We start from the raw sequence: 22,365 nt of genomic DNA, 5'->3' as shown, positions 1-22,365 counted from the left end.
GTGTTGTTTAAGTTAGATAAAATGCGCCACTTTCGTTTTATTGAAGACAAAACAGAATATCTGGATAAGAAAGATATGGCGGTTTTCCGCGGCGCTGTGAAACAAAAACATCGCATTCGTTTTATGAACGCCATGTTTGGCCATCCACTGGTAGATGCGGGTCAATCAAACCCGTCTAAAGAGCACCCTGAGTGGAAGCAGCCGTTTATGTCCATTGAGGAGCAGCTGCAATATAAATTTCTCATTTGCCTAGAAGGGAATGACGTGGCTTCTAACTTAAAATGGGCGATGTCTTCAAACTCAGTCGTTATCACGCCGAAAATGCGATTCGAAACCTGGTTTATGGAGGGGGCACTTAAGCCGGGTGTACATTATATAGAAGTTAAAGATGATTGGTCTGACTTTGAAGATAAGGTCAATTACTACTTAAAGAACCCAGCTGAAGCCAAGAAAATTTTGGATAATGCCCATGAGCATGTTGCGCAGTTCCAAGATAAAAATAGAGAAGACCTTGTCTGTATCAAAACGTTGGAAAAGTATTTCTCTATCACTAATCGCTGATTTTTATTGATATTTTAAAACATTAAGGCTCGTCTGCTCTATGCTAGTAGTAAAGACAAACTTTTAGGCTACCAGTGCTATTTGAATGACATGTTTATTTTTTTGGGTAATTGCGAATGCTAACTAAAGAGCTACTGTTTTCTTTCCGAGGGCGCATCGGGCGCAAAACGTTTTGGATATGGAACATTGTCTATTACGTTTCTATCTTAGGTTTTGGCGTGGGTATCAATCAGCTGTTTCCCGCATTTTCTCACCTTCTGCTGCCTATTTTTCTCTTGGTCATGCTTATTCCTGATCTCGCGATTACCACAAAGCGCTGGCACGATCGTGATAAATCGATTTATTGGTTAGCGCTGAATATTCCTTTGGTTTTGGGCCGACTCGCTACACCAATGACGAGTCCAGTTTCACAAGAGTCGGCTACGCCGCAACTGTTCATTGCTTCTATATCTTTAATTTGTGGCGTATGGATTTTGGTTGAATGTGGTTTATTAAAAGGAACGAAAGGCCCTAATCAGTACGGCCCTGATCCTGTCGGATAAATGATGCTGCTCGCTAGGACGACGAGTGAGCGTATTGGTAAGTTTAAGGGCGATTATTACAGGATCCGAGAGTCATCAATAATAATCGTCATTGTCCCTCATCGACCTGAACTGAACCACATTACGTGTCTTTTCAGGTTGTGGTGCTCCTTGCAACGCTTCTCTGAACTTCATCACTTGTTTCTGTAGTTCATTCATCAATACCACGTTGACATGGTTTGGGTTTTTACAGTTGTTGATCACTCTGTCTATATGGCTCTGCTGCGCCCAAAGTCGTGACTGCATGCTTTTCGATGTGCCTTCTATCATTTCGCGGGCCTTATCTTGTCGGAATTGCTCAAAAGCTTCCGGGTCATCTTGTGCCATTTGCATCAGTTCGTCGAAAGAGGGCAGAGTTTGCGGTTTGTGAGTACGCAGATTGGCCATCATTTGTCTCCAAATCCATGCGGATAGTTACACTTCGATATTAAAAGCGTATATCACGGAGAAGAGGAGAACGGCAAAATGACTCTGTAGTCTCAGATATAAGAGAGCGGTTTTATAGATAAGTTCTAGGAAGGAACTGCGTGATTCTAATCATTGCCTACGCTTGAATACGGTATACGCAACGTCGCTGGCCGCTAATGATATGCTCAGTGCGTTCCACACGAGTTTCATCGCCAAGTAGTGCTTGGAACACACTTAGCTCTGACTGGCAGAGACTAGGACAACGTGTAGCAGCTTTACAAATAGGGCAGTGGTTCTCAATTAAGATAAAACCGTGCTCATCTTGCTCTAGTTCTGCCATGTAGCCTTCTTGTTCTCGTAATGAGACGAGCGTTTTCAATTTGCTTTCCAGCGTGTCACATTCATCAAGATGTTGACGATAGTTTTGTAACGTGAGCTTTTCGCGCTCAGAGGTCACTTTCTCGAGGCCATCTTTACCAAAGATGTGTTCGACCGCTTCGATGAATTGTACGGTAAGTTCACCATGGCGATCGGCAAATTGCTCATGGCCTTTTTGAGTGAGAGCCCAGTGCCTGGTCGGGCGACCGACTTTGACTTTGACGTCGTAGATAGACAGGATGCCATCATCTTCTAAACCTTGAAGATGCTGACGTGCACCCATGGTGGTCATTCCAAGTTCAGAAGAGAGTTGTTTTGCCGTGACAGAGCCATCACGCTTAACGATTTGCAATATCCTATCTACGGTTTTCATATTCCCACCATTTATATGTCATGACATATTATGCGCGATAGGTTTTGTAAAGAAAAGTGTTGACTTAGTTTTGGTGAGATAAGCGAGATACTAGGGCCGTTTATCCAGGCCCTAAAATCTCTGATACTTATTAAAGAATAATATCGCGCACTTCTTGATCTTTACGTTCTAAGTAATGGATCGACTTGATGCGACGGATGGTGCGGCAGCGACCACGAATAAGCAGGGTTTCTGTTGTCGCGATATTGCCTTGGCGAGTAATGCCTTCTAGCAGATCACCTTTGGTGATGCCTGTCGCGGAGAACACAACGTTGTCACTGCATGCCATGTCTTCCATTTTTAACACGACGTTTGCTTTCACACCCATCTCTTCACAGCGTTTTAGTTCTGCTGCGCCGTAGATGCGGTTTTCTTCTGTATTACCTTTTACTTCATGACGAGGAAGTAGACGGCCATGCATGTCACCATCTAGTGCACGAATGACCGCCGCAGAAACTACGCCTTCTGGTGCGCCGCCAATGCAGTACATGACGTCCACTTCGCTGTCTGGCATACAAGTCAGGATTGAAGCGGCTACATCACCGTCTGGCACAGCAAATACGCGTACGCCCATTGCCTGCATTTCTGCGATCACTTTGTCGTGACGAGGCTTAGCCAGCGTGATCACAACTAAAGTGTCTAGAGTTTTGTTCAGCGCATTGGCGATGTTCTCTAGGTTTTCTTTTAGTGGCTTTTCTAAATCGATAACGCCTTTTGCACCTGGGCCAACCACCAGTTTTTCCATGTACATGTCAGGCGCTTTAAGGAAGCTGCCTTTTTCACCGGCCGCAAGAACCGCTAAAGCATTTGATTGACCCATGGCCGTCATGCGTGTGCCTTCGATAGGATCGACTGCAATATCGACTTCATCGCCACCAATACCCACTTGCTCACCGATGTACAGCATTGGTGCATCATCGATTTCACCTTCGCCAATAACAATTTCACCGCTGATTTCTGTTTTGTTCAGTAGTGTGCGCATAACCTCAACGGCTGCACCGTCCGCTGCGTTTTTATCGCCGCGACCAAGCCATTTATAACCAGCCAGTGCTGCACCTTCAGTAACACGGGAAAATGCCATTGCTAAATCACGTTTCATGATGTCTCCAAGTAAGCAAGAGGGAAGAAGAATTTGCGCGGCGATTTTACCATAACGAGTGTTAAACGTTTGCGTTTTTGCCGAGCTTTTACTTTGGTTAAGTTGAATTTGATCAATACTGAGTGCGTTTTTCTCGTGGCGAGAGGCAAATACCTTGCTCAAAAATGCTTCGGTGATCAGAAAAGTCAGCATTTAGTGAGATTGCGCCGGTTTTTTAACCGAATGATGCAAAATATCGAATATAGTGAGTGTTTCTCGTCGCAACGCTGAGTAGAATGAACCTCATATAGGTAAGGTGCGCGCCTGTCTCGTGCATCATCCCAACGGAACAACATAGGTAGGCCAAGATGTCTTTTGAAGTATTAGCACAACTAGAATCTAAAATTCAAACTGCAGTTGACACAATCACTCTTCTTCAAATGGAAGTTGAAGAGCTGAAAGAAGATAAAGTAAAGCTAGAAGCACAAGCAAACGAGCTTCGCACGCAACGCGAAGAGCTTGAGCAGAAGGCTGAGCAAGCACAGCAAGAGCACGCGCAGTGGCAAGAGCGCATTCGTGCACTACTTGGCAAAATGGAAGAAGTGGAATAATTCTACTTTTCTGTCCAGAATTGAAAACACCCGCTATAAGCGGGTGTTTGTGTATTTGGTGTAGGGAAAAGCGCTAAAGCCTAGGATCTTGTTCCTCTAACTCTTCTTCCTCAACTTCCTCGTCCAGTTCTAGGTCGATATTGAGCGGTTCTGGAGACAGAATGATGCCAGTGCTGTCCGCGTAAATGTAGTCTTCTGGTAGAAAGCTAACGCCGCCAAAGTTCACAGGTACGTCGAGTTCACCTATACCCTGGCTAGATGCGCCGACAGGAATAGAGGCGAGAGCCTGAACGCCAAGGTTCATATCTTCCAGTTCGTCGATTTCACGAACGCAGCCGTATACGACAATGCCTTCCCACTCATTTTCTTCTGCGATGGTTGCGATTTCTGCGTCGACAAGGGCTTTGCGTAAGGAACCACCGCCGTCAATTAGCAGCACGCGACCTAGGCCATCTTGCTCTAACGTTTCACGGATCAGCGAATTGTCTTCAAAACACTTGATGGTGGTGATTTGTCCGGCAAAGGAAGCGCGACCGCCAAAATTACTGAACATTGGTTCAACCACATCTACCTGCTCGAGGTAAATATCACAGAGTGCTGAGGTATTGTATTCCATAGCGTACCTTTCTAAACAGAAACTGGTTGTCTTTGAGTATATCTGGGCATCAAGCCAATGCAATGACAATCCTTTTTTAACTTGCCAGAGTTTGAGCTACCACAATTGTTGCAAATAAAACGTTGGTAACCAGCGAGCATTTTACGATCACTGGCATCATAGGTGCGATCTGTGCAGGCTTTTCGGTTTCCCAAACGGCTTTGCCATGATGGGCGACAAAATAAATGCTTAATAAGAATGGCAGACTGATCCAAACCGGTTTGTCCTGAATAAGCAGGTAAACAGCGAAAGCGAGAATAGCGCCACCTAATAAGATGAAATGGTACTGCTTGGCCTTTTGTTGTCCCAAGCGTACGGCTACGGTTCGTTTTCCACACTCACGGTCGTTATCAATATCACGCATGTTATTGATATTAAGAACGGCGACGGCCAGTAAGCCGCACCCTAAAGCGGGTAAGAATAAGGTGGTATCGACATGTCCGGTATGCAGGAAATAGGTGCCGGATACGCCAAGCAAGCCAAAAAACAGAAATACAGAAATATCGCCCAGTCCGACATAACCGTACGGTTTGCTGCCCATGGTGTAGGCAATGGCGGCAAGGATGGCAAGAATACCCAATCCGATGAAGGTGAGAATACTTTCAAGAGAGCTCAAAGAGTAAAACACTAAGATCAGGCCGGAAATGACGGTGAGCACGATGTTGAAGCCAATTGCCTGCTTCATTTGCTCTTTCGTTACTGCGCCAGACTGTAAAGCACGCAGTGGACCAAGGCGTTTTTCATTGTCGGTTCCTTTTACTGCGTCGCCATAATCATTGGCCAGATTGGAAAGGATCTGTAACAGAGTCGCGGTGATAAACGCCATCAAGGAAATAGGCAAAGAGAATTGATCTGCAGCATAAGCAAGCACACTACCAGTAAGAATAGAGACTAATGCCAGCGGTAATGTTTTGGGACGAGCGGCGTCGAGCCAAATCTGTAGAGATTGTTTCATGGATATTTCGTGCTAGTAACCGATGTGTCCAGTATAAGCATAAAGAAGCAGATGCGCTATTGACCTAAAGCAAGTCAAAGAGAGTCAGGAAGTAGAGGGTTGGTTGAAAAGCGAGGTTCTGGATTTTGAAGTATGAGAATAGCATTTCAAGTACGAGTGCCGGCGATTGCACAAATATACTGTTGTTGAATTGTCGTCGCAGAACCAAAAAGCCCAGAGACGGAATCTCTGGGCTTTGTTGATTAGAGTGCTTATTAAAGAATAAAGCGGCTTAGATCTTCATCTTCAATTGTATCGCCCAGACGAGCTTGCACGTAGGCTGCGTCAATCACAAACTTAGCGCCAGATTGCTCTGCTGCATCGTAAGAGATTTCGTCCATCAGACGCTCCATAACGGTATGCAGACGACGAGCACCGATGTTTTCGGTGGTTTCATTTACTGTCCATGCGGCTTCAGCAATTCGCGTGATACCGTCTTCAGTAAATTCAATGTCGACATCTTCTGTCTTCATCAACGCGATGTATTGCTCAGTCAGTGACGCTTTAGGCTCAGTCAGAATACGTTTGAAGTCGTTACTGCTTAGAGCTTCAAGTTCAACACGGATTGGCAGACGGCCTTGCAGCTCTGGGATAAGGTCAGAAGGCTTCGCGACCTGGAATGCACCAGAAGCTACAAACAAGATGTGGTCTGTTTTTACCATGCCGTGTTTGGTGGAAACAGTGCTGCCTTCAATCAGAGGTAGCAGGTCACGCTGAACACCTTCACGAGAGACGTCAGGGCCAGAGCTTTCACCACGTTTACAGATCTTGTCGATCTCATCAATGAAGACGATACCGTTGTTTTCAACGTTGTAAATCGCGGCTTCTTTTAGCTCTTCCTGGTTCACAAGCTTCGCTGCTTCTTCCTCGGCAAGGGCTTTCATCGCGTCTTTAATTTTTAGCTTACGTTTCTTCTTGGTATCGCCCGCTAGGTTTTGGAACATACCTTGTAGCTGGTTGGTCATCTCTTCCATACCAGGAGGCGCCATGATCTCGACACCCATTTGAGGCGCGGCAACATCGATTTCAATCTCTTTATCGTCCAGCTGACCTTCACGCAACTTCTTGCGGAAAATCTGACGAGTGTGAGAGCTATCATCGCTCTGTTCTGCTTGTCCCCAGCTGTCACGAGCTGGTGGCAGTAGTGCATCAAGAATACGCTCTTCAGCTTGCTCTTCCGCGCGGAATTTTACTTTTTCCATCGCTTGTTGATGAGTGAGCTTCACTGCAACATCGGTAAGATCACGGATGATGGTTTCTACTTCTTTACCAACGTAACCTACTTCAGTGAATTTGGTCGCTTCTACTTTAATGAACGGTGCATTTGCAAGCTTCGCGAGGCGGCGTGCAATTTCAGTTTTACCAACACCAGTTGGACCGATCATCAGGATGTTTTTAGGTGTAACTTCGACACGTAGGCTTTCTTCAAGCTGCATACGACGCCAGCGGTTACGAAGAGCAATCGCAACCGAACGTTTTGCTTTGTCTTGACCAATAATATGGCGGTTCAGTTCATGAACGATTTCGCGAGGGGTCATTTCAGACATATTCTTTCCTTAGTTCGTTACGATTACTCGGCTGGAGCGGCCAGCTCTGCAGTTGATTCTAGCTCTTCTACAGTGTGATTGTGGTTGGTGAATACACAAATATCGCCCGCAATGTTCAATGCTTTTTCTGCGATTTCACGGGCATCCAGATCTGTGTTCTCTAACAGTGCCGTTGCTGCCGCTTGTGCGTACGCACCACCAGAACCGATCGCAATCAAGTCATTTTCTGGCTGAACCACATCACCATTACCGGTGATGATTAAAGATGCGGTTTCGTCTGCAACAGCAAGTAGTGCTTCTAGCTTACGAAGCGCGCGATCACTACGCCAGTCTTTCGCCAGCTCTACAGCGGCTTTGGTCAAATGGCCTTGGTGCATTTGCAGTTTGCTTTCGAAGCGCTCGAAAAGGGTGAAGGCGTCCGCAGTACCGCCGGCAAAACCAGCCAGTACTTTATTGTTGTAAAGGCGGCGAACTTTACGCGCGTTACCTTTCATTACGGTATTGCCTAGAGATACCTGGCCATCACCCGCGATGACGACTTTATTATTTCGACGTACAGATACAATGGTAGTCACAGTCGACCTCTTAATTATTTCTCTTTGGAAGTAATATTGTATATGGGGGAGAGGAAAAGGGGATTCAAGGGGAAATTAAAGGATGGGGTTTCGGTGGAGTAGGTTTCTAGTGACCTAGGGCCGATTAAACTGGCCCCAGGTTGTACTCTATCGCTAGAAATTCTCTTTCCAAATCGCACACGGCTCGATTTTAGCGCGTTGCAATTTATGGCGATCTTTTTCTGCATCGCGCTTAAATTTGTATGGGCCTAGAATAATTCGGTACCAAGAGCTGCCTTCTTTCTTAACAATTTTGCTGGTTAAGCCCTGGAAAGCGATGGCGAGCTTACGCTCTTCTGCCTGTGCCTGGGTCTTATAAGCGCCACACTGCATGATGTAAGGGATTTTCGAGACTTGAATCTCTTTGGCGACCACTTCCACTTCGCGATTTGGGAGAGATTCTACGTATTCCCATTTTTCTTCGGGTGGGGGAGGTAAATCTGTCTTTGCCTTAGGTTTGCTGACCGGAGCCGTTGATTGCTGCACAACTTGTGGCTGAGGCTCTGGATCATTGTTTAGCAAATATAGCCCGTAGCCAAAACCACCCACTAGCACGATTGCCAGTAGACCACTACGCCAAGGTTTCTTTCTTGAAGGCTGTTTTTTTGTCGACTTTTTTGGGGTACCACGCCCCCTTCTTACATAATCTTTGTTTGCCACGGTCATTTCTGGTCATCAAGAATTCTTCCAAATATGTTAATCCAGAACGAGTTGAGAAAACACCCTGTTTCTCTAATCTTGATAGATACATATAAAAAAGCAGCACCAAATGAGTGCTGCTTTTAATGGACAGAAACTTAACTGATCTTAGCGAGAAAAGCTTACGCTCGCTGAGGAGGCGCCGTACTTCCGCGCACAATCAGGTTAGTCTCCAGAAGACGAGATCCAGAATGCACATCGTGGCCTTTTAAAAGCTCTAACATCATTAGCATCGCTTGTCGGCCAATCTCGTAGCGAGGTTGAGAGATAGTCGTTAACGGTGGATCAGAGTACTGCGCGAAATTGATGTCGTCAAAACCTACGACCGATAGATCTTGTGGTACACAGAAGCCGAGCTTCTTCGCTTCTTGAATGGCGCCGATTGCCATCGTGTCACAGTGGCAGAAAATCGCGGTTGGTGGCTCCGCTAGTTCCAGCAGTTTACGCACTGCTTTTGCACCGCCGTCAAAAGAGAACTCGGTGACAATACTGTATTGCGGGTCTTTATTTATCCCTGCACGACGCAGTGCTTGCTGGTAACCTTGTTGACGGAATTGGCACAATACCGCGGTATCAGGACCTGAAATTTGCGCAATACGTTTGTGGCCGAGCTGAGTCAGATAATTGACCGCTTCAAAGGCAGAAGTCAGGTTATCGATATGAACGGTTGGCAGTTCCAGCTCAGGCGCAAATTCACACGCCATGACCATTGGTGGCAGGTTTTTCTGCTCTGGCTTACTCACATCAAACGGTAAGTCAGTACCAAGTAGCAGCATCCCGTCTGCTTGCTTTGTAAATACCAAGTTTACGAATGAGCTTTCGCGTTTCTTCTGCTGGCCACTGTCTCCAAGTAAAACCAGGTAGCCGTGCTCCATCGCTGCATCTTCGATACCACGGATGATTTCGGAAAAGTAAGGGTCGCAGATGTCAGGAACGATCGTAACAATCGTCTTCGACTCATTTCGTCGTAAATTACGCGCTAATGAATTTGGTGAGTAACCTGCTTCGAGTATCGCGTCTTCAACTCTTTTTCTGGTTGAAGAGGAGACTTTCTCCGGATTCATTAATGCTCGAGATACCGTCGCGGTAGACACTCCCGCAAGCTGGGCAACATCCTTCATTGTCGCCATAGTGTTTTAACCTCTCAAATTGTTCGCCAAGGTGACGTTATTCCCTGTAGTGAAATTACTGTCATTGAGTACAGATAAATTCGCACTTTACCATCACATTTCTGGTGTTTATTTGCCGAGTAAAGTACGTCTTTATTACCAGAACAACACTTCAAATTTGGGGAATCGCTATGGTGTTCATTTAAAGTCTTTTTCTGCAAAGCACTAAAGACTTTACTAATTGGGATAGTCTATTCATTTCTATAGCGAAAGTTACGGTCTGTTTAACAAAATCCACAATGACAACGTGACGTGTATCACATTAAAAGGTAATTCATTACATAGCTAAACGTTTGCTAGCTGAGATCCTGTGGTTCTATGTCTAAATTCCAACGTACTTTCTTGGCATTAGGTAACAACTCAATAGCAGGTTTTGCACTGGTTAATAACTTTTGCATTAATGACCGGTGTTGGGTTTGCAGCAAGAGTTGCCAGCGATATTTGCCCGCCCGTTTAGCCAAAGGTGAGGGGGTCGGGCCAAGTACCATACAAGTGTCGTCAAACAGTGGGTGAGACTCCAGCGTAAAACGAACTTGGCGCAGGAAGTCTTCGACTACCTCACTTTGGTTTGCCTCTGCTTTAAATAGAGTCAGGTAACTGTAGGGAGGTAGTTGCGCTAACTTCCGCTCCTCTAATGCGGTCATGGCAAAGTGGCGGTAATCTTTTTGCAGCAATGCTTGTAACAAACTGTGCTCGGGGTGGTGAGTCTGCAAAATTACTTCTCCAGGCTTACTCGCACGACCAGCCCGCCCCGCAACCTGAATGAAAAGCTGCGCGAGGCGTTCCGCAGCCCGGAAATCACTGCTGTATAAAGAGCCATCCACATCCAACAAGGCAACCAGCGTTACGTTGGGGAAGTGGTGTCCTTTAGCAAGCATCTGGGTACCAATTAAAATCTGGAACTCACCTTTACGAATCGATTCAAGGGCATCTTCTAAGCTGCCTTTACGGCGGGTGCTGTCTCTGTCGATACGAATGGCTTTGTATTCTGGGAAGAGTTGCGCCAATTGATGCTCTAACTGTTCTGTGCCAACACCGACCGTTACTAACTGAGTGGAGCCACATCCCTGACACTGATGAATTACAGGTTGCTGTGAGCCGCAATGATGGCAGCGTATTTCGTTACTGTATTGATGGAAGGTGTAGTAGGCATCACAGCGCTTACACTCGGCTATCCAGCCACATTCATGGCACATTAGTGCAGGGGAGAAACCTCTGCGGTTAAGAAACAGCATTACCTGATTGCCCGCTTTTAGGTGTTTACGCATTTCAGCAATCAGTGGCGCAGACAAGCCGCTTTCTAAATATTGACCTTTCACGTCGAGCACTTTATTTGTGGTCGGTACCGCAGAGCCTGCACGCTGAGTTAGTGTCAGGTGATGATATTTACCCGTCAACGCATTGTGCAGCGTTTCAAGTGCCGGAGTCGCAGATCCCAACACAATAGGCACTTGCTCTTTGTGCGCACGCATTACAGCAACATCACGAGCGTGGTAGCGCAAACTGTCTTGTTGTTTATATGAAGAGTCGTGTTCTTCGTCGACAATAATAATGCCGAGATCAGCAAATGGCGTCAGTAGGGCGGAGCGTGTCCCAATGATAATTCCAGCCGCTTTATCACGAGCCGATAACCAAGCGTTTAAACGTTCGGTATCATTTAATCCTGAGTGGATAACATCAACAGGGACATTGAAGCGGTGCTTAAAACGGTTGATGGTTTGTGGTGTCAGGCCAATTTCTGGCACCAGAACTAACGCTTGTCGTCCTTTTTCCAACACCGGCTTGATCAGATTGAGGTAAACCTCGGTCTTACCAGAGCCTGTTACGCCCTCTAATAAATAGCAGGCAAAACCACTTTGGCTATTGACGCTGGCGATGGCTAACGCCTGCTCATGGTTAAGTTTGGGTTTGTCGACGTCGTTTTCGACTTGCTGAGGCCAGTTTGAAATCGTTGGCATCTTCTCAATTCGCTCAATCCAACCTTTCTCTTCGACCGATTTCAGCACTGTTGAGGCGATCTCTTGCTCTACAAATTCTTGGTGCGGTACGGCTCCGTCTACCAGGATTTGCAGAACTTTTTGTTGCTTCACGGCCCGACGATCAAGCCCTTGCATCAGTTTGTCTTTACCCGCTTCGGTGATCTGCCATTCCTGCAAGGTGGCAAAATCGGCTGGTTTTCCTTTTCTCAGCGCGGCTGGCATCGCATTGTGAAGCGTATCGCCTAATGGATACTGATAAAAATGGCTACACCATGTGAGCAATGAATACAGCTTTTCTGACCAGATAGGTTGTGAGTCCAATACGGCTTTAATTGGTTTAAGCTGCTCTTTAGGAAAATCAGAGTGATTCACCATCGCAGTAACGATGCCGACTAAGGTCTGGCGTCCAAAAGGTACGGAAACGCGCCCACCAATGATCGGGAACAGGTGCCCCGGGATGGCATAATCAAACTGTTTGTCGAGTGGAACGGGTAATGCCACTCTGGCAATGGATGGACGCATAAAGTTCAGCTGTAATATAAAGAGGGAAAGGAGCTTAGAGTCTATTAAAGTTGGAATGAAAATTCGAGTAAAGCTCACTGATCTCAGTTCAAACAGGCGATGAGCAGTAGACTGGCTAAAAAAGTGGCGAAAAAATTGCCAAATGTGTTGATCCCATCAGTGCGATTCATTAGTATATCGCGCCTTGAGATATGGCTTCAGCATTATGCTGATGCGGTATCGCACTTTTGATATTAATTACGTGTGGTGTGCGGCTTAGACTCGTATAGCGACACGGCCTACTATTGAGGTTATCCCATGAAAGCTGGTATCCACCCAGAATACAAAGCAGTACAAGCTACTTGTTCTTGCGGCAACTCTTTTGAGTTCAACTCTACTCTAGGTAAAGAGTCTATCCACCTAGACGTATGTGACAAGTGCCACCCATTCTACACTGGTAAGCAACGTATCGTTGATACAGGCGGCCGTGTTGATCGCTTCAACAAGCGTTTCGGTGCACTATCAAGCGGTAAGAAATAATAGCAACTGCTATTACGATTACAGTTTAGAAAAGGACGCTTCGGCGTCCTTTTTGTTTATGGTAACACTGGCTGGTGGTAGTAAATCAGTGAGTTAAAAATTGTCTCGATTATTTTTCACTCAATGCTTGCAACCTAAAATGTGATCTGTATAATGCAGCGCACTGGTTAAGCCAGTTGTGAACCAATGAGCAGTGAGGAGCTAATAAATCCAAGGATTTATTAGGTAATGTAGACTCAGCTTATGTTCGCGGTTAATACAATTAGCTATCTTTTCTTCGGAAAAACTATCCCCAAAGGTGACTTTGGTATGTAGGGATAGTTAATCGAAAATTAACTGACAATGCGTCCTAATCTTGGATGCTACGGTTTCACATAAATCAATCGGCATTCTCTCGTCTTGACGAGTTTGAGTGGCGATATTGTTTGTGTAATTTATTTAATTTGGAGCTCTGTCTCATGCAGAACCAACGTATCCGTATCCGCCTAAAAGCTTTCGATTACAAACTAATCGACGCTTCTACAGCGGAAATCGTTGAAACAGCTAAGCGCACTGGCGCACAGGTTCGTGGTCCAATCCCACTACCAACTCGTAAAGAGCGTTTCACAGTTCTTATCTCTCCACACGTTAACAAGAAAGCACGTGACCAGTACGAAATCCGTACTCACAAGCGTCTAATCGACATCGTTGAGCCAACAGACAAAACTGTTGATGCTCTAATGCGTCTAGACCTTGCTGCGGGCGTTGACGTTCAAATTAGCCTAGGTTAAGGGAGATTAGAAGAATGATTGGTCTAATCGGTCGTAAAGTGGGCATGACCCGCGTATTTACTGAAGACGGCGTTTCTATCCCAGTAACTGTTGTTGAAGTTGAAGCTAACCGCGTTTCTCAAGTGAAAACTCTAGAAACTGACGGCTACGCTGCAATCCAGGTTACTGCTGGTGCAAAGAAAGCTAACCGCGTAAACAAAGCTGAAGCAGGTCACTTTGCTAAAGCTGGCGTTGAAGCTGGTCGCGGTCTTTGGGAATTCCGTTTAGAAAACGGCGAAGAGTTTGAAGTTGGTTCTGAACTAACTGTTGAACTATTCAACGAAACTAAGAAAGTAGACGTTACTGGTACATCTAAGGGTAAAGGCTTCCAAGGCGCTGTTAAGCGTTGGAACTTCCGTACTCAAGATATGACTCACGGTAACTCATTGTCTCACCGTGCTCCTGGTTCTATCGGTCAATGTCAGACTCCAGGTCGCGTATTTAAAGGCAAGAAAATGGCAGGTCACATGGGTGCAGAGCGTGTAACGACTCAAAACCTAGAGATCGTACGTGTTGACGCTGAGCGCAACCTGCTTCTTATTAAAGGTGCAGTCCCAGGCGCAACTGGCGGCAACGTGATCGTTAAACCAGCTGTTAAAGCATAACGTCTCAGGAGTAAGTAATGGAACTAATGGTTAAAGGTGCTGATGCACTAACTGTTTCCGAAACTACTTTCGGACGTGAGTTTAACGAAGCTCTTGTACACCAAGTAGTTGTTGCGTACGCAGCAGGTGCTCGTCAAGGTACTCGTGCTCAAAAAACACGTTCAGAAGTTTCTGGCGGTGGCGCTAAGCCATGGCGTCAAAAAGGTACTGGCCGTGCGCGTGCTGGTACAATCCGTAGCCCAATCTGGCGCTCGGGTGGTGTTACTTTTGCTGCGAAACCACAAGATCACAGCCAAAAAGTAAACAAGAAAATGTACCGCGGTGCTATGAAGAGCATTCTTTCTGAGCTTGTTCGTCAAGAGCGTCTAATCGTTGTTGATAACTTCTCAGTTGAAGCACCAAAGACTAAAGAGCTAGTTGCTAAGCTTAAAGAGCTTGAGCTAACTGACGCTCTAATCGTGACTAGCGAAGTAGATGAGAATCTATTCCTAGCGGCTCGTAACCTATACAAAGTTGACGCACGTGACGTAGCTGGTATTGATCCAGTTTCACTAATCGCGTTCGACAAAGTTGTAATGACTGCTGAAGCAGTTAAACAAGTTGAGGAGATGCTAGCATGATCACTGAAGAGCGTATCCTAAAAGTTCTACGTGCACCGCACATCTCTGAAAAAGCAACTATGGCAGCTGAGAAAGCGAACACTATCGTTTTCAAAGTAGCTAAAGATGCAACTAAAAAAGAGATCAAAGCAGCTGTAGAAAAGCTATTTGAAGTTGAAGTTAAGTCTGTAAATACTCTTATCACTAAGGGTAAGACCAAACGTCAAGGTCTACGCCAAGGTCGCCGCAGCGACGTTAAGAAAGCGTACGTTACTTTGAAAGAAGGTCAAGATCTTGACTTCGTTGGCGGCGCGGAATAACAGGAGTAGTTAAAAATGGCTATTGTTAAATGTAAGCCGACTTCCCCTGGTCGTCGTCACGTTGTTAAAGTTGTTAACGCTGACCTACACAAGGGCAAGCCATACGCACCTCTTCTAGAGAAAAACTCTAAGAATGGTGGTCGTAACAACAACGGTCGTATCACAGTACGTCATATCGGCGGTGGTCACAAGCATCACTACCGTGTAATTGACTTCAAACGTACTAAAGACGGTATCCCAGCGACAGTTGAGCGTCTTGAATACGATCCAAACCGTAGCGCAAACATTGCTCTAGTTCTTTACAAAGACGGTGAGCGTCGCTACATCCTAGCACCTAAAGGTGTTGTAGCTGGTGATGTTGTTCAGTCTGGTGTTGATGCACCAATCAAAGCTGGTAACACTCTACCAATGCGTAACATCCCAGTAGGTTCAACAGTACATAACGTTGAACTTAAGCCTGGTAAAGGTGGTCAGCTAGCTCGTTCAGCTGGTGCTTACGCTCAAATCGTTGCTCGCGACGGTACGTACGTAACTATCCGTCTACGTTCTGGCGAAATGCGCAAAGTTCTTTCTGAAGGCCGTGCAACAATCGGTGAAGTTGGTAACTCTGAGCACATGCTACGTGAACTTGGTAAAGCTGGTGCTACTCGCTGGCGCGGTGTTCGTCCAACCGTTCGCGGTGTGGTAATGAACCCGGTTGATCACCCACACGGTGGTGGTGAAGGTCGTACTTCTGGTGGCCGTCATCCAGTATCTCCTTGGGGTATGCCAACTAAAGGCTACAAGACTCGTAAGAACAAACGCACTGACAAGTACATCGTACGTCGTCGTAACAAGTAATCTATATAAAGAGGAATCGCCATGCCACGTTCTCTCAAGAAAGGTCCTTTTATTGACCTACACTTGCTGAAGAAGGTAGAGAAAGCGGTGGAAAGCGGAGACAAAAAGCCTATTAAGACTTGGTCCCGTCGTTCAATGATCATCCCTACGATGATCGGTTTGACCATCGCTGTCCATAATGGTCGTCAGCACGTACCAGTATTTGTAACTGATGAAATGATCGGTCACAAACTGGGTGAATTCGCACCTACACGTACTTACCGCGGTCACGCTGCGGATAAGAAAGCTAAGAAGCGCTAAGGAGTAGATAATGGAAGCAATTGCTAAACATAACTTTGCTCGCATTTCGCCTCAGAAAGCTCGCTTAGTTGCGGATCAAATCCGTGGTAAATCTGTTGACCAAGCTCTAGAAATCCTAACTTTCAGCAACAAAAAAGCTGCTGAACTAGTTAAGAAAGTTCTTGAGTCTGCTATCGCTAACGCGGAGCACAACGAAGGTGCAGATATTGACGATCTGAATGTCGCAAAAATCTTTGTAGATGAAGGCCCAACCATGAAGCGTATTATGCCTCGTGCTAAAGGTCGTGCGGATCGTATCTTGAAGCGTTCAAGCCACATCACTGTTGTTGTAGCAGATCGCTAGAGACTAGGAGAGTAAGCAATGGGTCAAAAAGTACATCCTAATGGTATTCGTCTAGGCATCGTTAAGCCTTGGAATGCTACATGGTTTGCTAACACCAAAGATTTCGCTGACAACCTAGACGGCGACTTCAAGGTACGTCAGTTCCTTACAGGTGAACTGAAAAAAGCGTCTCTATCACGTATCGTTATCGAGCGTCCTGCTAAGAGCATCCGTGTGACGATTCACACTGCTCGTCCAGGCGTTGTTATCGGTAAGAAAGGTGAAGACGTAGAGAAGCTACGCGCAGCTGTAGCTAAAATTGCAGGTGTACCAGCGCAAATTAACATCGCTGAAGTACGTAAGCCTGAACTAGATGCGCAACTTGTTGGTGACAGCATCGCGTCTCAGCTAGAGCGTCGTGTTATGTTCCGTCGTGCTATGAAGCGCGCGGTACAAAACGCAATGCGTCTAGGCGCTAAAGGTATCAAAGTGGAAGTAAGTGGTCGTCTAGGCGGCGCTGAAATCGCACGTTCTGAGTGGTACCGTGAAGGCCGTGTGCCTCTACACACTCTACGTGCTGACATTGATTACGCAACTTCTTCGGCTCACACTCAATACGGTGTGATCGGCATTAAAACGTGGATCTTCAAAGGTGAGATCCTAGGTGGTATGCCAGCAGCTAACGCTGTAGAGCCTAAAGGCGACAAGCCTAAGAAGCAGCGTAAAGGCCGTAAGTAAGGAGTCGACAGATGCTACAACCTAAACGTACTAAGTTCCGTAAGGTTCAGACTGGTCGTAACCGTGGTCTAGCTAAAGGTACTGATGTAAGCTTCGGCGAATTCGGTCTTAAAGCTGTTGGCCGTGGTCGTCTAACTGCTCGTCAAATCGAAGCGGCACGTCGTGCAATGACACGTCACGTTAAGCGTCAAGGTAAAATCTGGATCCGTGTGTTCCCAGACAAACCAATCACAGAAAAACCACTTGAAGTTCGTCAAGGTAAGGGTAAAGGTAACGTTGAGTACTGGGTAGCCCAAATCCAACCTGGTAAGGTTATGTACGAAATGGGTGGTGTACCTGAAGAATTGGCACGTGAAGCGTTCCGTCTTGCGGCACGTAAACTGCCTTTCAAAACTACATTTGTAACTAAGCAGGTGATGTGATGAAAGCACAAGATCTACGCGAGAAAAGCGTTGAAGAGCTTAACGCTGAGCTAATGAATTTGCTACGTGAACAGTTCAACTTGCGCATGCAAGCTGCAACTGGTCAACTACAGCAAACTCATACTCTGAAAGCTGTACGCCGTGATATCGCACGTGTGAAAACTGTTTTGACTGAGAAGGCAGGCGCATAATGAGCGAAGTAAAACGTACTCAACAAGGTCGTGTTGTTAGCGATAAGATGGACAAGTCTATCACTGTTGCTATCGAGCGTTTCGTAAAACACCCTATCTACGGTAAATACGTTAAACGTACGACTAAAGTACACGCACATGACGAGAACAACGAGTGTGGCCTAGGCGACACAGTTGAAATCGCAGAGTGTCGTCCACTGTCTAAGACTAAGTCTTGGACTTTGGTAAAAGTTCTAGAAAAGGCGAAGATTTAATCTCGTTAATTCTATGAAACTAAAGCGGCTCCAAAATATTTTTTGGAGCCGTTTATTTTTTGACTACCCAATCACAAAAAAGGGTGGTACAATTCGCGTCCCTTTTAAAGAGGCAGCCCGACCCGTGATGGGTCTAGTTATTAATATTTAGCGGAGCACTAACATGATCCAAATGCAAAGTATGCTGGACGCAGCTGATAACTCAGGCGCACGCAGCGTAATGTGTATTAAGGTTCTGGGTGGCTCTCACCGCCGTTATGCACATATCGGTGACGTCATCAAAGTTACTGTGAAGGAAGCAATTCCTCGCGGTAAAGTAAAAAAAGGTGATGTTCTGAAGGCGGTGGTAGTGCGCACCCGTAAAGGCGTACGTCGTCCTGACGGTTCTGTCATTCGCTTCGACCGAAATGCTTGCGTATTGTTGAACGACAATACAGAGCAACCAATCGGTACACGTATCTTTGGTCCTGTGACACGCGAACTTCGTGGCGATAAGTTCATGAAGATCGTTTCACTGGCTCCAGAAGTTCTGTAAGGAGCACGTAGAAATGGCAGCTAAAATCCGTCGTAACGACGAAGTAATCGTTCTTGCTGGTAAAGACAAAGGCAAGAAAGGTAAAGTAACTAAGGTTCTAGCAACCGGTAAAGTTATCGTTGAAGGTATCAACCTTGTTAAGAAGCACCAAAAGCCGGTTCCGGCTCTAGGTCAACAAGGTGGCATCGTTGAACAAGAAGCAGCAATTGATGCTTCTAACGTTGCAATCTTTAACGCAGCTACTGGTAAAGCTGACCGTATCGGTTTCCGTTTTGAAGATGGTAAGAAAGTTCGTTTCTTTAAGTCTAACGGCGAAACCGTTTCTAACTAATTAGAAGTAATTTGGAGTTCTACTATGGCGAAACTGCATGATTACTACAAGTCGTCTGTAGTCGCTGAACTGACCAAACAGTTTAGCTACACAAGCGTCATGCAAGTCCCTAGAATCGAGAAAATCACCCTAAACATGGGTGTTGGTGAAGCAATCAACGATAAGAAACTGCTAGAAAATGCAGCGTCTGATATGGCAACGATCTCTGGTCAAAAGCCACTTATCACAAAAGCGCGCAAATCTGTTGCAGGTTTCAAAATCCGTGAAGGCTACCCTATCGGTTGTAAAGTAACCTTGCGTGGCGAACGTATGTGGGATTTTCTTGAGCGTTTGATTAACATCGCTCTTCCACGTGTACGTGACTTCCGTGGCGTTAGCGCTAAGTCTTTTGACGGACGCGGTAACTACAGCATGGGCGTTCGCGAGCAAATCATCTTCCCGGAAATCGACTTTGATAAAGTTGATCGAGTACGCGGTCTAGACATCACTATTACGACGTCTGCTGGTACTGATGAGGAAGGCCGTGCTCTGCTGGCTGCCTTTAACTTCCCATTCCGTAAGTAAGGTGAAGGGTTACTGTTATGGCTAAAAATTCAATGAAAGCACGTGAAGCAAAACGTGCAAAGCTAGTAGCTAAGTTCGCTGAAAAGCGTTCAGCGCTAAAAGCTATCATTAGCGATGTAAACGCATCTGAAGAAGATCGTTGGAATGCAGTTCTTAAATTGCAATCTCTTCCACGTGATTCAAGTGCATCACGTCAGCGCAACCGTTGCAACCAAACTGGTCGTCCACACGGTTACCTACGTAAGTTCGGTCTAAGCCGTATTAAGGTTCGTGAAGCTTGCATGAAAGGCGAGATTCCGGGTCTTCGTAAGGCTAGCTGGTAATTGCCACTTAATCATTTGGAGTAAATCATATGAGCATGCAAGATCCGATTTCGGATATGCTGACCCGCGTTCGTAACGGTCAGGCAGCAAACAAAGTTGCTGTAAAAATGCCTTCTTCAAAGCTTAAAGTTGCAATTGCTGCACTACTAAAAGCTGAAGGTTACATCGTTGACTTCGCTGTTGAAGGCGAAGCAAAACCTGAGCTAGAAGTTACACTTAAGTACTTCCAAGCTAAACCAGTAATCGAGCAACTTAAACGTGTTTCTCGTCCAGGTCTACGTGTTTACAAGAAGAAAGATCAACTTCCTTCTGTAATGGGTGGTCTTGGTATTGCTATCGTTTCTACTTCCAAGGGTCTTATGTCAGACCGCGCTGCACGTAAAGCAGGTCTTGGTGGTGAAATCATCTGCTACGTAGCTTAATAAGGAGTAGACTATGTCTCGTGTTGCAAAAGCACCTGTCGCTATTCCAGCTGGCGTAGAGGTGAAACTAAACGGCCAAGAAATCACTGTAAAAGGTGCTAAAGGCGAACTAACTCGCGTTCTTAACGATGCAGTTGTTATCGCTCAGGAAGAAAACAACCTAACTTTCGGTCCTAAAGAAGGTGTTGTTAACGCTTGGGCACAAGCAGGTACTGCTCGTGCACTAGTAAACAACATGGTTGTTGGTGTTACTGAAGGCTTTACTAAGAAGCTAACTCTTAAAGGTGTTGGTTACCGTGCTGCTATCAAAGGCAACGCTGTAGGTCTAACACTAGGCTTCTCACACCCAGTTGAGCACGAGTTGCCAGCGGGTATTAAAGCTGAATGTCCAAGCCAAACTGAAATTGTGATCACTGGTGCTGACAAGCAACTAGTTGGTCAAGTTGCGGCTGACATTCGTTCTTACCGTCAACCTGAGCCTTACAAAGGTAAAGGTGTTCGTTACGCAGATGAAAATGTGCGTACTAAAGAAGCTAAGAAGAAGTAAGGTAACACTATGGATAAGAAAGCATCTCGCATCCGTCGTGCTACACGTGCACGTCGTAAGATTGCAGAACTGGGTGCGACTCGCCTAGTTGTACACCGTACTCCTCGTCACGTGTACGCACAGGTTATCGCGGCTAATGGCTCTGAGGTTATCGCAGCAGCTTCTACTGTAGAAAAAGCGATCCGTGAGCAAGTGAAATACACTGGTAACGTTGATGCAGCTAAAGCAGTAGGTAAAGCTGTTGCAGAGCGCGCTCTTGAAAAAGGCGTAACTGCAGTTGCATTTGATCGTTCTGGTTTCCAATACCACGGTCGAGTAGCGGCGCTAGCAGAATCTGCTCGCGAAGCTGGTCTGAAATTCTAAGGTAGGGTTGGAAGATGGCTAAAGAACAACAAGTTCAAGCGAATGATTTGCAAGAAAAATTAATCGCAGTTAACCGTGTTTCTAAAACGGTTAAAGGTGGTCGAATCATGAGCTTCACTGCACTAACAGTAGTTGGTGACGGTAATGGTCGTGTAGGTTTCGGTTACGGCAAAGCTCGTGAAGTACCTGCAGCGATTCAAAAAGCAATGGAAAAAGCGCGTCGTAACATGACTACGATCGCTCTAAACGAAGGCACTCTTCACCACCCAGTGAAAGGTCGCCACTCGGGCTCTAAAGTTTACATGCAGCCTGCTGCAGAAGGTACTGGTGTTATCGCAGGTGGTGCGATGCGTGCAGTACTAGAAGTTGCTGGTGTACACAACGTACTATCTAAAGCATACGGTTCTACGAACCCTATCAACATCGTTCGTGCTACGATCGATGCACTAGGTAGCATGAAGTCACCAGAAATGGTTGCTGCTAAACGTGGTCTAACTGTTGAATCTATTTCGGAGTAAGAACACCATGGCAACTATTAAAGTAACTCAAACTAAAAGCTCAATTGGTCGTCTACCTAAGCACAAAGCTACTTTGCGCGGTCTAGGTCTTCGTAAAATCAACCACACAGTAGAACTTGAAGATACTCCGTGCGTACGCGGTATGATCAACAAGGTTTACTACATGGTTAAAGTTGAGGAGTAATCAGAATGCGTTTGAATACTCTAGCACCGGCTGCTGGCGCGAAAACTTCTGCGAAGCGAGTAGGTCGTGGTATCGGTTCAGGCCTAGGTAAAACTGGTGGCCGTGGTCACAAAGGTCAAAAATCACGTTCTGGCGGCAGCGTTCGTCCAGGTTTCGAAGGCGGTCAGATGCCTCTGAAACAACGTCTACCAAAATTCGGTTTCACTTCTCGTAAGAGCCTAGTGTCTGCTGAAGTTCGTCTAGCTGAGCTAGCGAAAGTTTCTGGTGACGTAGTTGATCTTAACAGTCTTAAAGCTGCTAACATCATCACTAAGAACATCGAATTCGTAAAAGTTGTTCTTTCTGGTGAAATCAACAAAGCAGTGGCTGTAAAAGGTCTACGTGTGACTAAAGGCGCTAAAGCTGCAATCGAAGCTGCAGGCGGTAAAATCGAGGAATAATCTCGAGGAAC

Annotated in this window: 35 protein-coding genes; 25 read left to right on the top strand and 10 right to left on the bottom strand. The window is 45.9% G+C overall.

Annotated features, from left to right (window positions below; translation table 11 throughout):
- Both L9Q40_RS09505 and L9Q40_RS09500 read left to right on the top strand, forming a co-directional pair.
- The coding region (locus L9Q40_RS09505; RefSeq protein ID WP_498793100.1) for a glycosyl transferase family 90 at positions 1-561 on the top strand (561 nt) is incomplete at its 5' end.
- A gap of 116 nt (positions 562-677) precedes the next feature.
- Positions 678-1,103: a DUF805 domain-containing protein gene (locus L9Q40_RS09500; protein ID WP_118117590.1), complete on the top strand. Its 426-nt coding sequence runs from the start codon at positions 678-680 to the stop codon at positions 1,101-1,103.
- A 75-nt stretch (positions 1,104-1,178) separates the two neighbouring features.
- On the opposite strand, the gene L9Q40_RS09495 is transcribed toward L9Q40_RS09500, so the two are convergent.
- From L9Q40_RS09495 to glpX, 3 genes are all read right to left on the bottom strand, one after another.
- A complete protein-coding gene (locus L9Q40_RS09495) occupies positions 1,179-1,529 on the bottom strand; it encodes a DUF3135 domain-containing protein (RefSeq protein ID WP_498793101.1) in 351 nt (116 codons plus the stop codon).
- 157 nt (positions 1,530-1,686) lie between these two features.
- Complete coding sequence (locus L9Q40_RS09490; protein WP_118117594.1) at positions 1,687-2,301, bottom strand: helix-turn-helix transcriptional regulator; 615 nt, start codon at positions 2,299-2,301, stop codon at positions 1,687-1,689.
- Positions 2,302-2,431: 130 nt separating this feature from the next.
- The gene (gene glpX / locus L9Q40_RS09485; RefSeq protein ID WP_065297622.1) at positions 2,432-3,439 is read right to left on the bottom strand and encodes a class II fructose-bisphosphatase; all 1,008 of its coding nucleotides are present in this window, start codon (positions 3,437-3,439) and stop codon (positions 2,432-2,434) included.
- Positions 3,440-3,786: 347 nt separating this feature from the next.
- On the opposite strand from glpX, the gene zapB reads away from it, so the two are divergent.
- The gene (gene zapB, locus L9Q40_RS09480; RefSeq protein ID WP_014230654.1) at positions 3,787-4,029 is read left to right on the top strand and encodes a cell division protein ZapB; all 243 of its coding nucleotides are present in this window, start codon (positions 3,787-3,789) and stop codon (positions 4,027-4,029) included.
- A gap of 73 nt (positions 4,030-4,102) precedes the next feature.
- Here zapB and rraA read toward each other — a convergent pair whose 3' ends face one another.
- The 7 genes from rraA to priA form a co-directional block, all read right to left on the bottom strand.
- Positions 4,103-4,645, bottom strand: coding sequence for a ribonuclease E activity regulator RraA (gene rraA, locus L9Q40_RS09475; protein WP_118117598.1), 543 nt, complete (start codon positions 4,643-4,645; stop codon positions 4,103-4,105).
- A 76-nt stretch (positions 4,646-4,721) separates the two neighbouring features.
- Positions 4,722-5,639, bottom strand: coding sequence for a 1,4-dihydroxy-2-naphthoate polyprenyltransferase (locus tag L9Q40_RS09470; RefSeq protein ID WP_118117600.1), 918 nt, complete (start codon positions 5,637-5,639; stop codon positions 4,722-4,724).
- A 254-nt stretch (positions 5,640-5,893) separates the two neighbouring features.
- The gene (gene hslU, locus L9Q40_RS09465; protein ID WP_014230657.1) at positions 5,894-7,225 is read right to left on the bottom strand and encodes an ATP-dependent protease ATPase subunit HslU; all 1,332 of its coding nucleotides are present in this window, start codon (positions 7,223-7,225) and stop codon (positions 5,894-5,896) included.
- Positions 7,226-7,248: 23 nt separating this feature from the next.
- A complete protein-coding gene (hslV, locus tag L9Q40_RS09460; protein ID WP_014230658.1) occupies positions 7,249-7,800 on the bottom strand; it encodes an ATP-dependent protease subunit HslV in 552 nt (183 codons plus the stop codon).
- Between the two features lie 153 nt (positions 7,801-7,953).
- Positions 7,954-8,499 (bottom strand): SPOR domain-containing protein, encoded by a 546-nt coding sequence (locus L9Q40_RS09455; protein ID WP_014230659.1) that lies wholly within the window; start codon positions 8,497-8,499, stop codon positions 7,954-7,956.
- Between the two features lie 161 nt (positions 8,500-8,660).
- Positions 8,661-9,668 carry a DNA-binding transcriptional regulator CytR gene (cytR, locus tag L9Q40_RS09450; RefSeq protein ID WP_118117602.1) on the bottom strand — a complete coding sequence of 336 codons (1,008 nt, stop codon included), beginning with the start codon at positions 9,666-9,668 and terminating at the stop codon, positions 8,661-8,663.
- 335 nt (positions 9,669-10,003) lie between these two features.
- Positions 10,004-12,208, bottom strand: a complete 2,205-nt coding sequence (priA, locus tag L9Q40_RS09445; RefSeq protein ID WP_498793099.1) for a primosomal protein N' — start codon at positions 12,206-12,208, stop codon at positions 10,004-10,006.
- Positions 12,209-12,505: 297 nt separating this feature from the next.
- On the opposite strand from priA, the gene rpmE reads away from it, so the two are divergent.
- The 22 genes from rpmE to rplO all read left to right on the top strand — a co-directional run bounded on the left by rpmE (position 12,506) and on the right by rplO (position 22,354).
- Positions 12,506-12,727, top strand: coding sequence for a 50S ribosomal protein L31 (rpmE, locus tag L9Q40_RS09440; protein ID WP_014230662.1), 222 nt, complete (start codon positions 12,506-12,508; stop codon positions 12,725-12,727).
- A 458-nt stretch (positions 12,728-13,185) separates the two neighbouring features.
- Entirely contained in the window at positions 13,186-13,497 is a 312-nt protein-coding gene (gene rpsJ / locus L9Q40_RS09435; protein WP_004410492.1) for a 30S ribosomal protein S10, read from the top strand.
- Between the two features lie 14 nt (positions 13,498-13,511).
- The gene (gene rplC / locus L9Q40_RS09430) at positions 13,512-14,141 is read left to right on the top strand and encodes a 50S ribosomal protein L3 (protein ID WP_014230663.1); all 630 of its coding nucleotides are present in this window, start codon (positions 13,512-13,514) and stop codon (positions 14,139-14,141) included.
- 17 nt (positions 14,142-14,158) lie between these two features.
- On the top strand, positions 14,159-14,761 hold the full coding sequence (gene rplD, locus L9Q40_RS09425) for a 50S ribosomal protein L4 (protein WP_014230664.1): 603 nt from the start codon (positions 14,159-14,161) through the stop codon (positions 14,759-14,761).
- A complete protein-coding gene (rplW, locus tag L9Q40_RS09420) occupies positions 14,758-15,060 on the top strand; it encodes a 50S ribosomal protein L23 (protein ID WP_004398471.1) in 303 nt (100 codons plus the stop codon). The genes rplD and rplW overlap by 4 nt, the downstream gene beginning before the upstream one ends.
- 15 nt (positions 15,061-15,075) lie before the next feature.
- On the top strand, positions 15,076-15,900 hold the full coding sequence (gene rplB, locus L9Q40_RS09415) for a 50S ribosomal protein L2 (protein WP_014230665.1): 825 nt from the start codon (positions 15,076-15,078) through the stop codon (positions 15,898-15,900).
- A gap of 21 nt (positions 15,901-15,921) precedes the next feature.
- Entirely contained in the window at positions 15,922-16,200 is a 279-nt protein-coding gene (rpsS, locus tag L9Q40_RS09410; protein WP_004394525.1) for a 30S ribosomal protein S19, read from the top strand.
- 10 nt (positions 16,201-16,210) lie between these two features.
- Positions 16,211-16,543 carry a 50S ribosomal protein L22 gene (gene rplV, locus L9Q40_RS09405; RefSeq protein WP_014230666.1) on the top strand — a complete coding sequence of 111 codons (333 nt, stop codon included), beginning with the start codon at positions 16,211-16,213 and terminating at the stop codon, positions 16,541-16,543.
- A gap of 18 nt (positions 16,544-16,561) precedes the next feature.
- Positions 16,562-17,260 (top strand): 30S ribosomal protein S3, encoded by a 699-nt coding sequence (gene rpsC, locus L9Q40_RS09400; RefSeq protein WP_014230667.1) that lies wholly within the window; start codon positions 16,562-16,564, stop codon positions 17,258-17,260.
- Between the two features lie 11 nt (positions 17,261-17,271).
- Positions 17,272-17,682 (top strand): 50S ribosomal protein L16, encoded by a 411-nt coding sequence (rplP, locus tag L9Q40_RS09395; RefSeq protein ID WP_005379577.1) that lies wholly within the window; start codon positions 17,272-17,274, stop codon positions 17,680-17,682.
- Positions 17,682-17,873 (top strand): 50S ribosomal protein L29, encoded by a 192-nt coding sequence (gene rpmC / locus L9Q40_RS09390; protein WP_005379576.1) that lies wholly within the window; start codon positions 17,682-17,684, stop codon positions 17,871-17,873. Before rplP ends, rpmC begins: the two co-directional genes overlap by 1 nt.
- Entirely contained in the window at positions 17,873-18,127 is a 255-nt protein-coding gene (rpsQ, locus tag L9Q40_RS09385; protein WP_005379575.1) for a 30S ribosomal protein S17, read from the top strand. Before rpmC ends, rpsQ begins: the two co-directional genes overlap by 1 nt.
- Positions 18,128-18,290: 163 nt before the next feature.
- Entirely contained in the window at positions 18,291-18,662 is a 372-nt protein-coding gene (gene rplN, locus L9Q40_RS09380) for a 50S ribosomal protein L14 (protein WP_004410450.1), read from the top strand.
- 13 nt (positions 18,663-18,675) lie between these two features.
- Positions 18,676-18,993 carry a 50S ribosomal protein L24 gene (gene rplX, locus L9Q40_RS09375; RefSeq protein WP_014230668.1) on the top strand — a complete coding sequence of 106 codons (318 nt, stop codon included), beginning with the start codon at positions 18,676-18,678 and terminating at the stop codon, positions 18,991-18,993.
- 24 nt (positions 18,994-19,017) lie between these two features.
- On the top strand, positions 19,018-19,557 hold the full coding sequence (gene rplE, locus L9Q40_RS09370) for a 50S ribosomal protein L5 (protein WP_005455660.1): 540 nt from the start codon (positions 19,018-19,020) through the stop codon (positions 19,555-19,557).
- 17 nt (positions 19,558-19,574) lie between these two features.
- A complete protein-coding gene (rpsN, locus tag L9Q40_RS09365) occupies positions 19,575-19,880 on the top strand; it encodes a 30S ribosomal protein S14 (protein ID WP_004745888.1) in 306 nt (101 codons plus the stop codon).
- 29 nt (positions 19,881-19,909) lie between these two features.
- On the top strand, positions 19,910-20,302 hold the full coding sequence (gene rpsH / locus L9Q40_RS09360; RefSeq protein ID WP_005450567.1) for a 30S ribosomal protein S8: 393 nt from the start codon (positions 19,910-19,912) through the stop codon (positions 20,300-20,302).
- A 13-nt stretch (positions 20,303-20,315) separates the two neighbouring features.
- Complete coding sequence (gene rplF / locus L9Q40_RS09355) at positions 20,316-20,849, top strand: 50S ribosomal protein L6 (RefSeq protein WP_014230669.1); 534 nt, start codon at positions 20,316-20,318, stop codon at positions 20,847-20,849.
- Positions 20,850-20,858: 9 nt separating this feature from the next.
- A complete protein-coding gene (rplR, locus tag L9Q40_RS09350; protein ID WP_005435088.1) occupies positions 20,859-21,212 on the top strand; it encodes a 50S ribosomal protein L18 in 354 nt (117 codons plus the stop codon).
- Between the two features lie 14 nt (positions 21,213-21,226).
- Positions 21,227-21,730, top strand: coding sequence for a 30S ribosomal protein S5 (rpsE, locus tag L9Q40_RS09345; protein WP_004745894.1), 504 nt, complete (start codon positions 21,227-21,229; stop codon positions 21,728-21,730).
- Between the two features lie 7 nt (positions 21,731-21,737).
- Positions 21,738-21,914, top strand: a complete 177-nt coding sequence (gene rpmD, locus L9Q40_RS09340; protein WP_000201159.1) for a 50S ribosomal protein L30 — start codon at positions 21,738-21,740, stop codon at positions 21,912-21,914.
- A gap of 5 nt (positions 21,915-21,919) precedes the next feature.
- On the top strand, positions 21,920-22,354 hold the full coding sequence (rplO, locus tag L9Q40_RS09335) for a 50S ribosomal protein L15 (RefSeq protein ID WP_498793098.1): 435 nt from the start codon (positions 21,920-21,922) through the stop codon (positions 22,352-22,354).
- Positions 22,355-22,365: the final 11 nt, after the last annotated feature.

This window comes from Allocatenococcus thiocycli (genome assembly GCF_921292965.1).
GTDB classification, from domain to species: Bacteria; Pseudomonadota; Gammaproteobacteria; order Enterobacterales; family Vibrionaceae; genus Vibrio; species Vibrio natriegens.
This window is presented reverse-complemented; position numbering and strand designations above follow the sequence as displayed.

Bases quoted from the DNA above. Each gene is read 5' to 3' on its own strand.
- rpsS (WP_004394525.1), top strand. From the start codon at position 15,922: ATGCCACGTTCTCTCAAGAAAGGTCCTTTTATTGACCTACACTTGCTG.
- rpmE (WP_014230662.1), top strand. From the start codon at position 12,506: ATGAAAGCTGGTATCCACCCAGAATACAAAGCAGTACAAGCTACTTGT.
- rplE (WP_005455660.1), top strand. From the start codon at position 19,018: ATGGCGAAACTGCATGATTACTACAAGTCGTCTGTAGTCGCTGAACTG.
- rplN (WP_004410450.1), top strand. From the start codon at position 18,291: ATGATCCAAATGCAAAGTATGCTGGACGCAGCTGATAACTCAGGCGCA.
- rplV (WP_014230666.1), top strand. From the start codon at position 16,211: ATGGAAGCAATTGCTAAACATAACTTTGCTCGCATTTCGCCTCAGAAA.
- hslU (WP_014230657.1), bottom strand. From the start codon at position 7,225: ATGTCTGAAATGACCCCTCGCGAAATCGTTCATGAACTGAACCGCCAT.
- rraA (WP_118117598.1), bottom strand. From the start codon at position 4,645: ATGGAATACAATACCTCAGCACTCTGTGATATTTACCTCGAGCAGGTA.
- rpsJ (WP_004410492.1), top strand. From the start codon at position 13,186: ATGCAGAACCAACGTATCCGTATCCGCCTAAAAGCTTTCGATTACAAA.
- rplP (WP_005379577.1), top strand. From the start codon at position 17,272: ATGCTACAACCTAAACGTACTAAGTTCCGTAAGGTTCAGACTGGTCGT.
- rpsQ (WP_005379575.1), top strand. From the start codon at position 17,873: ATGAGCGAAGTAAAACGTACTCAACAAGGTCGTGTTGTTAGCGATAAG.
- rplO (WP_498793098.1), top strand. From the start codon at position 21,920: ATGCGTTTGAATACTCTAGCACCGGCTGCTGGCGCGAAAACTTCTGCG.
- rplD (WP_014230664.1), top strand. From the start codon at position 14,159: ATGGAACTAATGGTTAAAGGTGCTGATGCACTAACTGTTTCCGAAACT.
- rpsH (WP_005450567.1), top strand. From the start codon at position 19,910: ATGAGCATGCAAGATCCGATTTCGGATATGCTGACCCGCGTTCGTAAC.
- rplC (WP_014230663.1), top strand. From the start codon at position 13,512: ATGATTGGTCTAATCGGTCGTAAAGTGGGCATGACCCGCGTATTTACT.
- rplX (WP_014230668.1), top strand. From the start codon at position 18,676: ATGGCAGCTAAAATCCGTCGTAACGACGAAGTAATCGTTCTTGCTGGT.
- L9Q40_RS09500 (WP_118117590.1), top strand. From the start codon at position 678: ATGCTAACTAAAGAGCTACTGTTTTCTTTCCGAGGGCGCATCGGGCGC.
- glpX (WP_065297622.1), bottom strand. From the start codon at position 3,439: ATGAAACGTGATTTAGCAATGGCATTTTCCCGTGTTACTGAAGGTGCA.
- rpmC (WP_005379576.1), top strand. From the start codon at position 17,682: ATGAAAGCACAAGATCTACGCGAGAAAAGCGTTGAAGAGCTTAACGCT.
- rplR (WP_005435088.1), top strand. From the start codon at position 20,859: ATGGATAAGAAAGCATCTCGCATCCGTCGTGCTACACGTGCACGTCGT.
- rpmD (WP_000201159.1), top strand. From the start codon at position 21,738: ATGGCAACTATTAAAGTAACTCAAACTAAAAGCTCAATTGGTCGTCTA.
- rplB (WP_014230665.1), top strand. From the start codon at position 15,076: ATGGCTATTGTTAAATGTAAGCCGACTTCCCCTGGTCGTCGTCACGTT.
- rplW (WP_004398471.1), top strand. From the start codon at position 14,758: ATGATCACTGAAGAGCGTATCCTAAAAGTTCTACGTGCACCGCACATC.
- rpsE (WP_004745894.1), top strand. From the start codon at position 21,227: ATGGCTAAAGAACAACAAGTTCAAGCGAATGATTTGCAAGAAAAATTA.
- rpsC (WP_014230667.1), top strand. From the start codon at position 16,562: ATGGGTCAAAAAGTACATCCTAATGGTATTCGTCTAGGCATCGTTAAG.
- L9Q40_RS09495 (WP_498793101.1), bottom strand. From the start codon at position 1,529: ATGGCCAATCTGCGTACTCACAAACCGCAAACTCTGCCCTCTTTCGAC.
- rplF (WP_014230669.1), top strand. From the start codon at position 20,316: ATGTCTCGTGTTGCAAAAGCACCTGTCGCTATTCCAGCTGGCGTAGAG.
- rpsN (WP_004745888.1), top strand. From the start codon at position 19,575: ATGGCTAAAAATTCAATGAAAGCACGTGAAGCAAAACGTGCAAAGCTA.
- cytR (WP_118117602.1), bottom strand. From the start codon at position 9,668: ATGGCGACAATGAAGGATGTTGCCCAGCTTGCGGGAGTGTCTACCGCG.
- L9Q40_RS09490 (WP_118117594.1), bottom strand. From the start codon at position 2,301: ATGAAAACCGTAGATAGGATATTGCAAATCGTTAAGCGTGATGGCTCT.
- zapB (WP_014230654.1), top strand. From the start codon at position 3,787: ATGTCTTTTGAAGTATTAGCACAACTAGAATCTAAAATTCAAACTGCA.
- L9Q40_RS09470 (WP_118117600.1), bottom strand. From the start codon at position 5,639: ATGAAACAATCTCTACAGATTTGGCTCGACGCCGCTCGTCCCAAAACA.
- priA (WP_498793099.1), bottom strand. From the start codon at position 12,208: ATGCGTCCATCCATTGCCAGAGTGGCATTACCCGTTCCACTCGACAAA.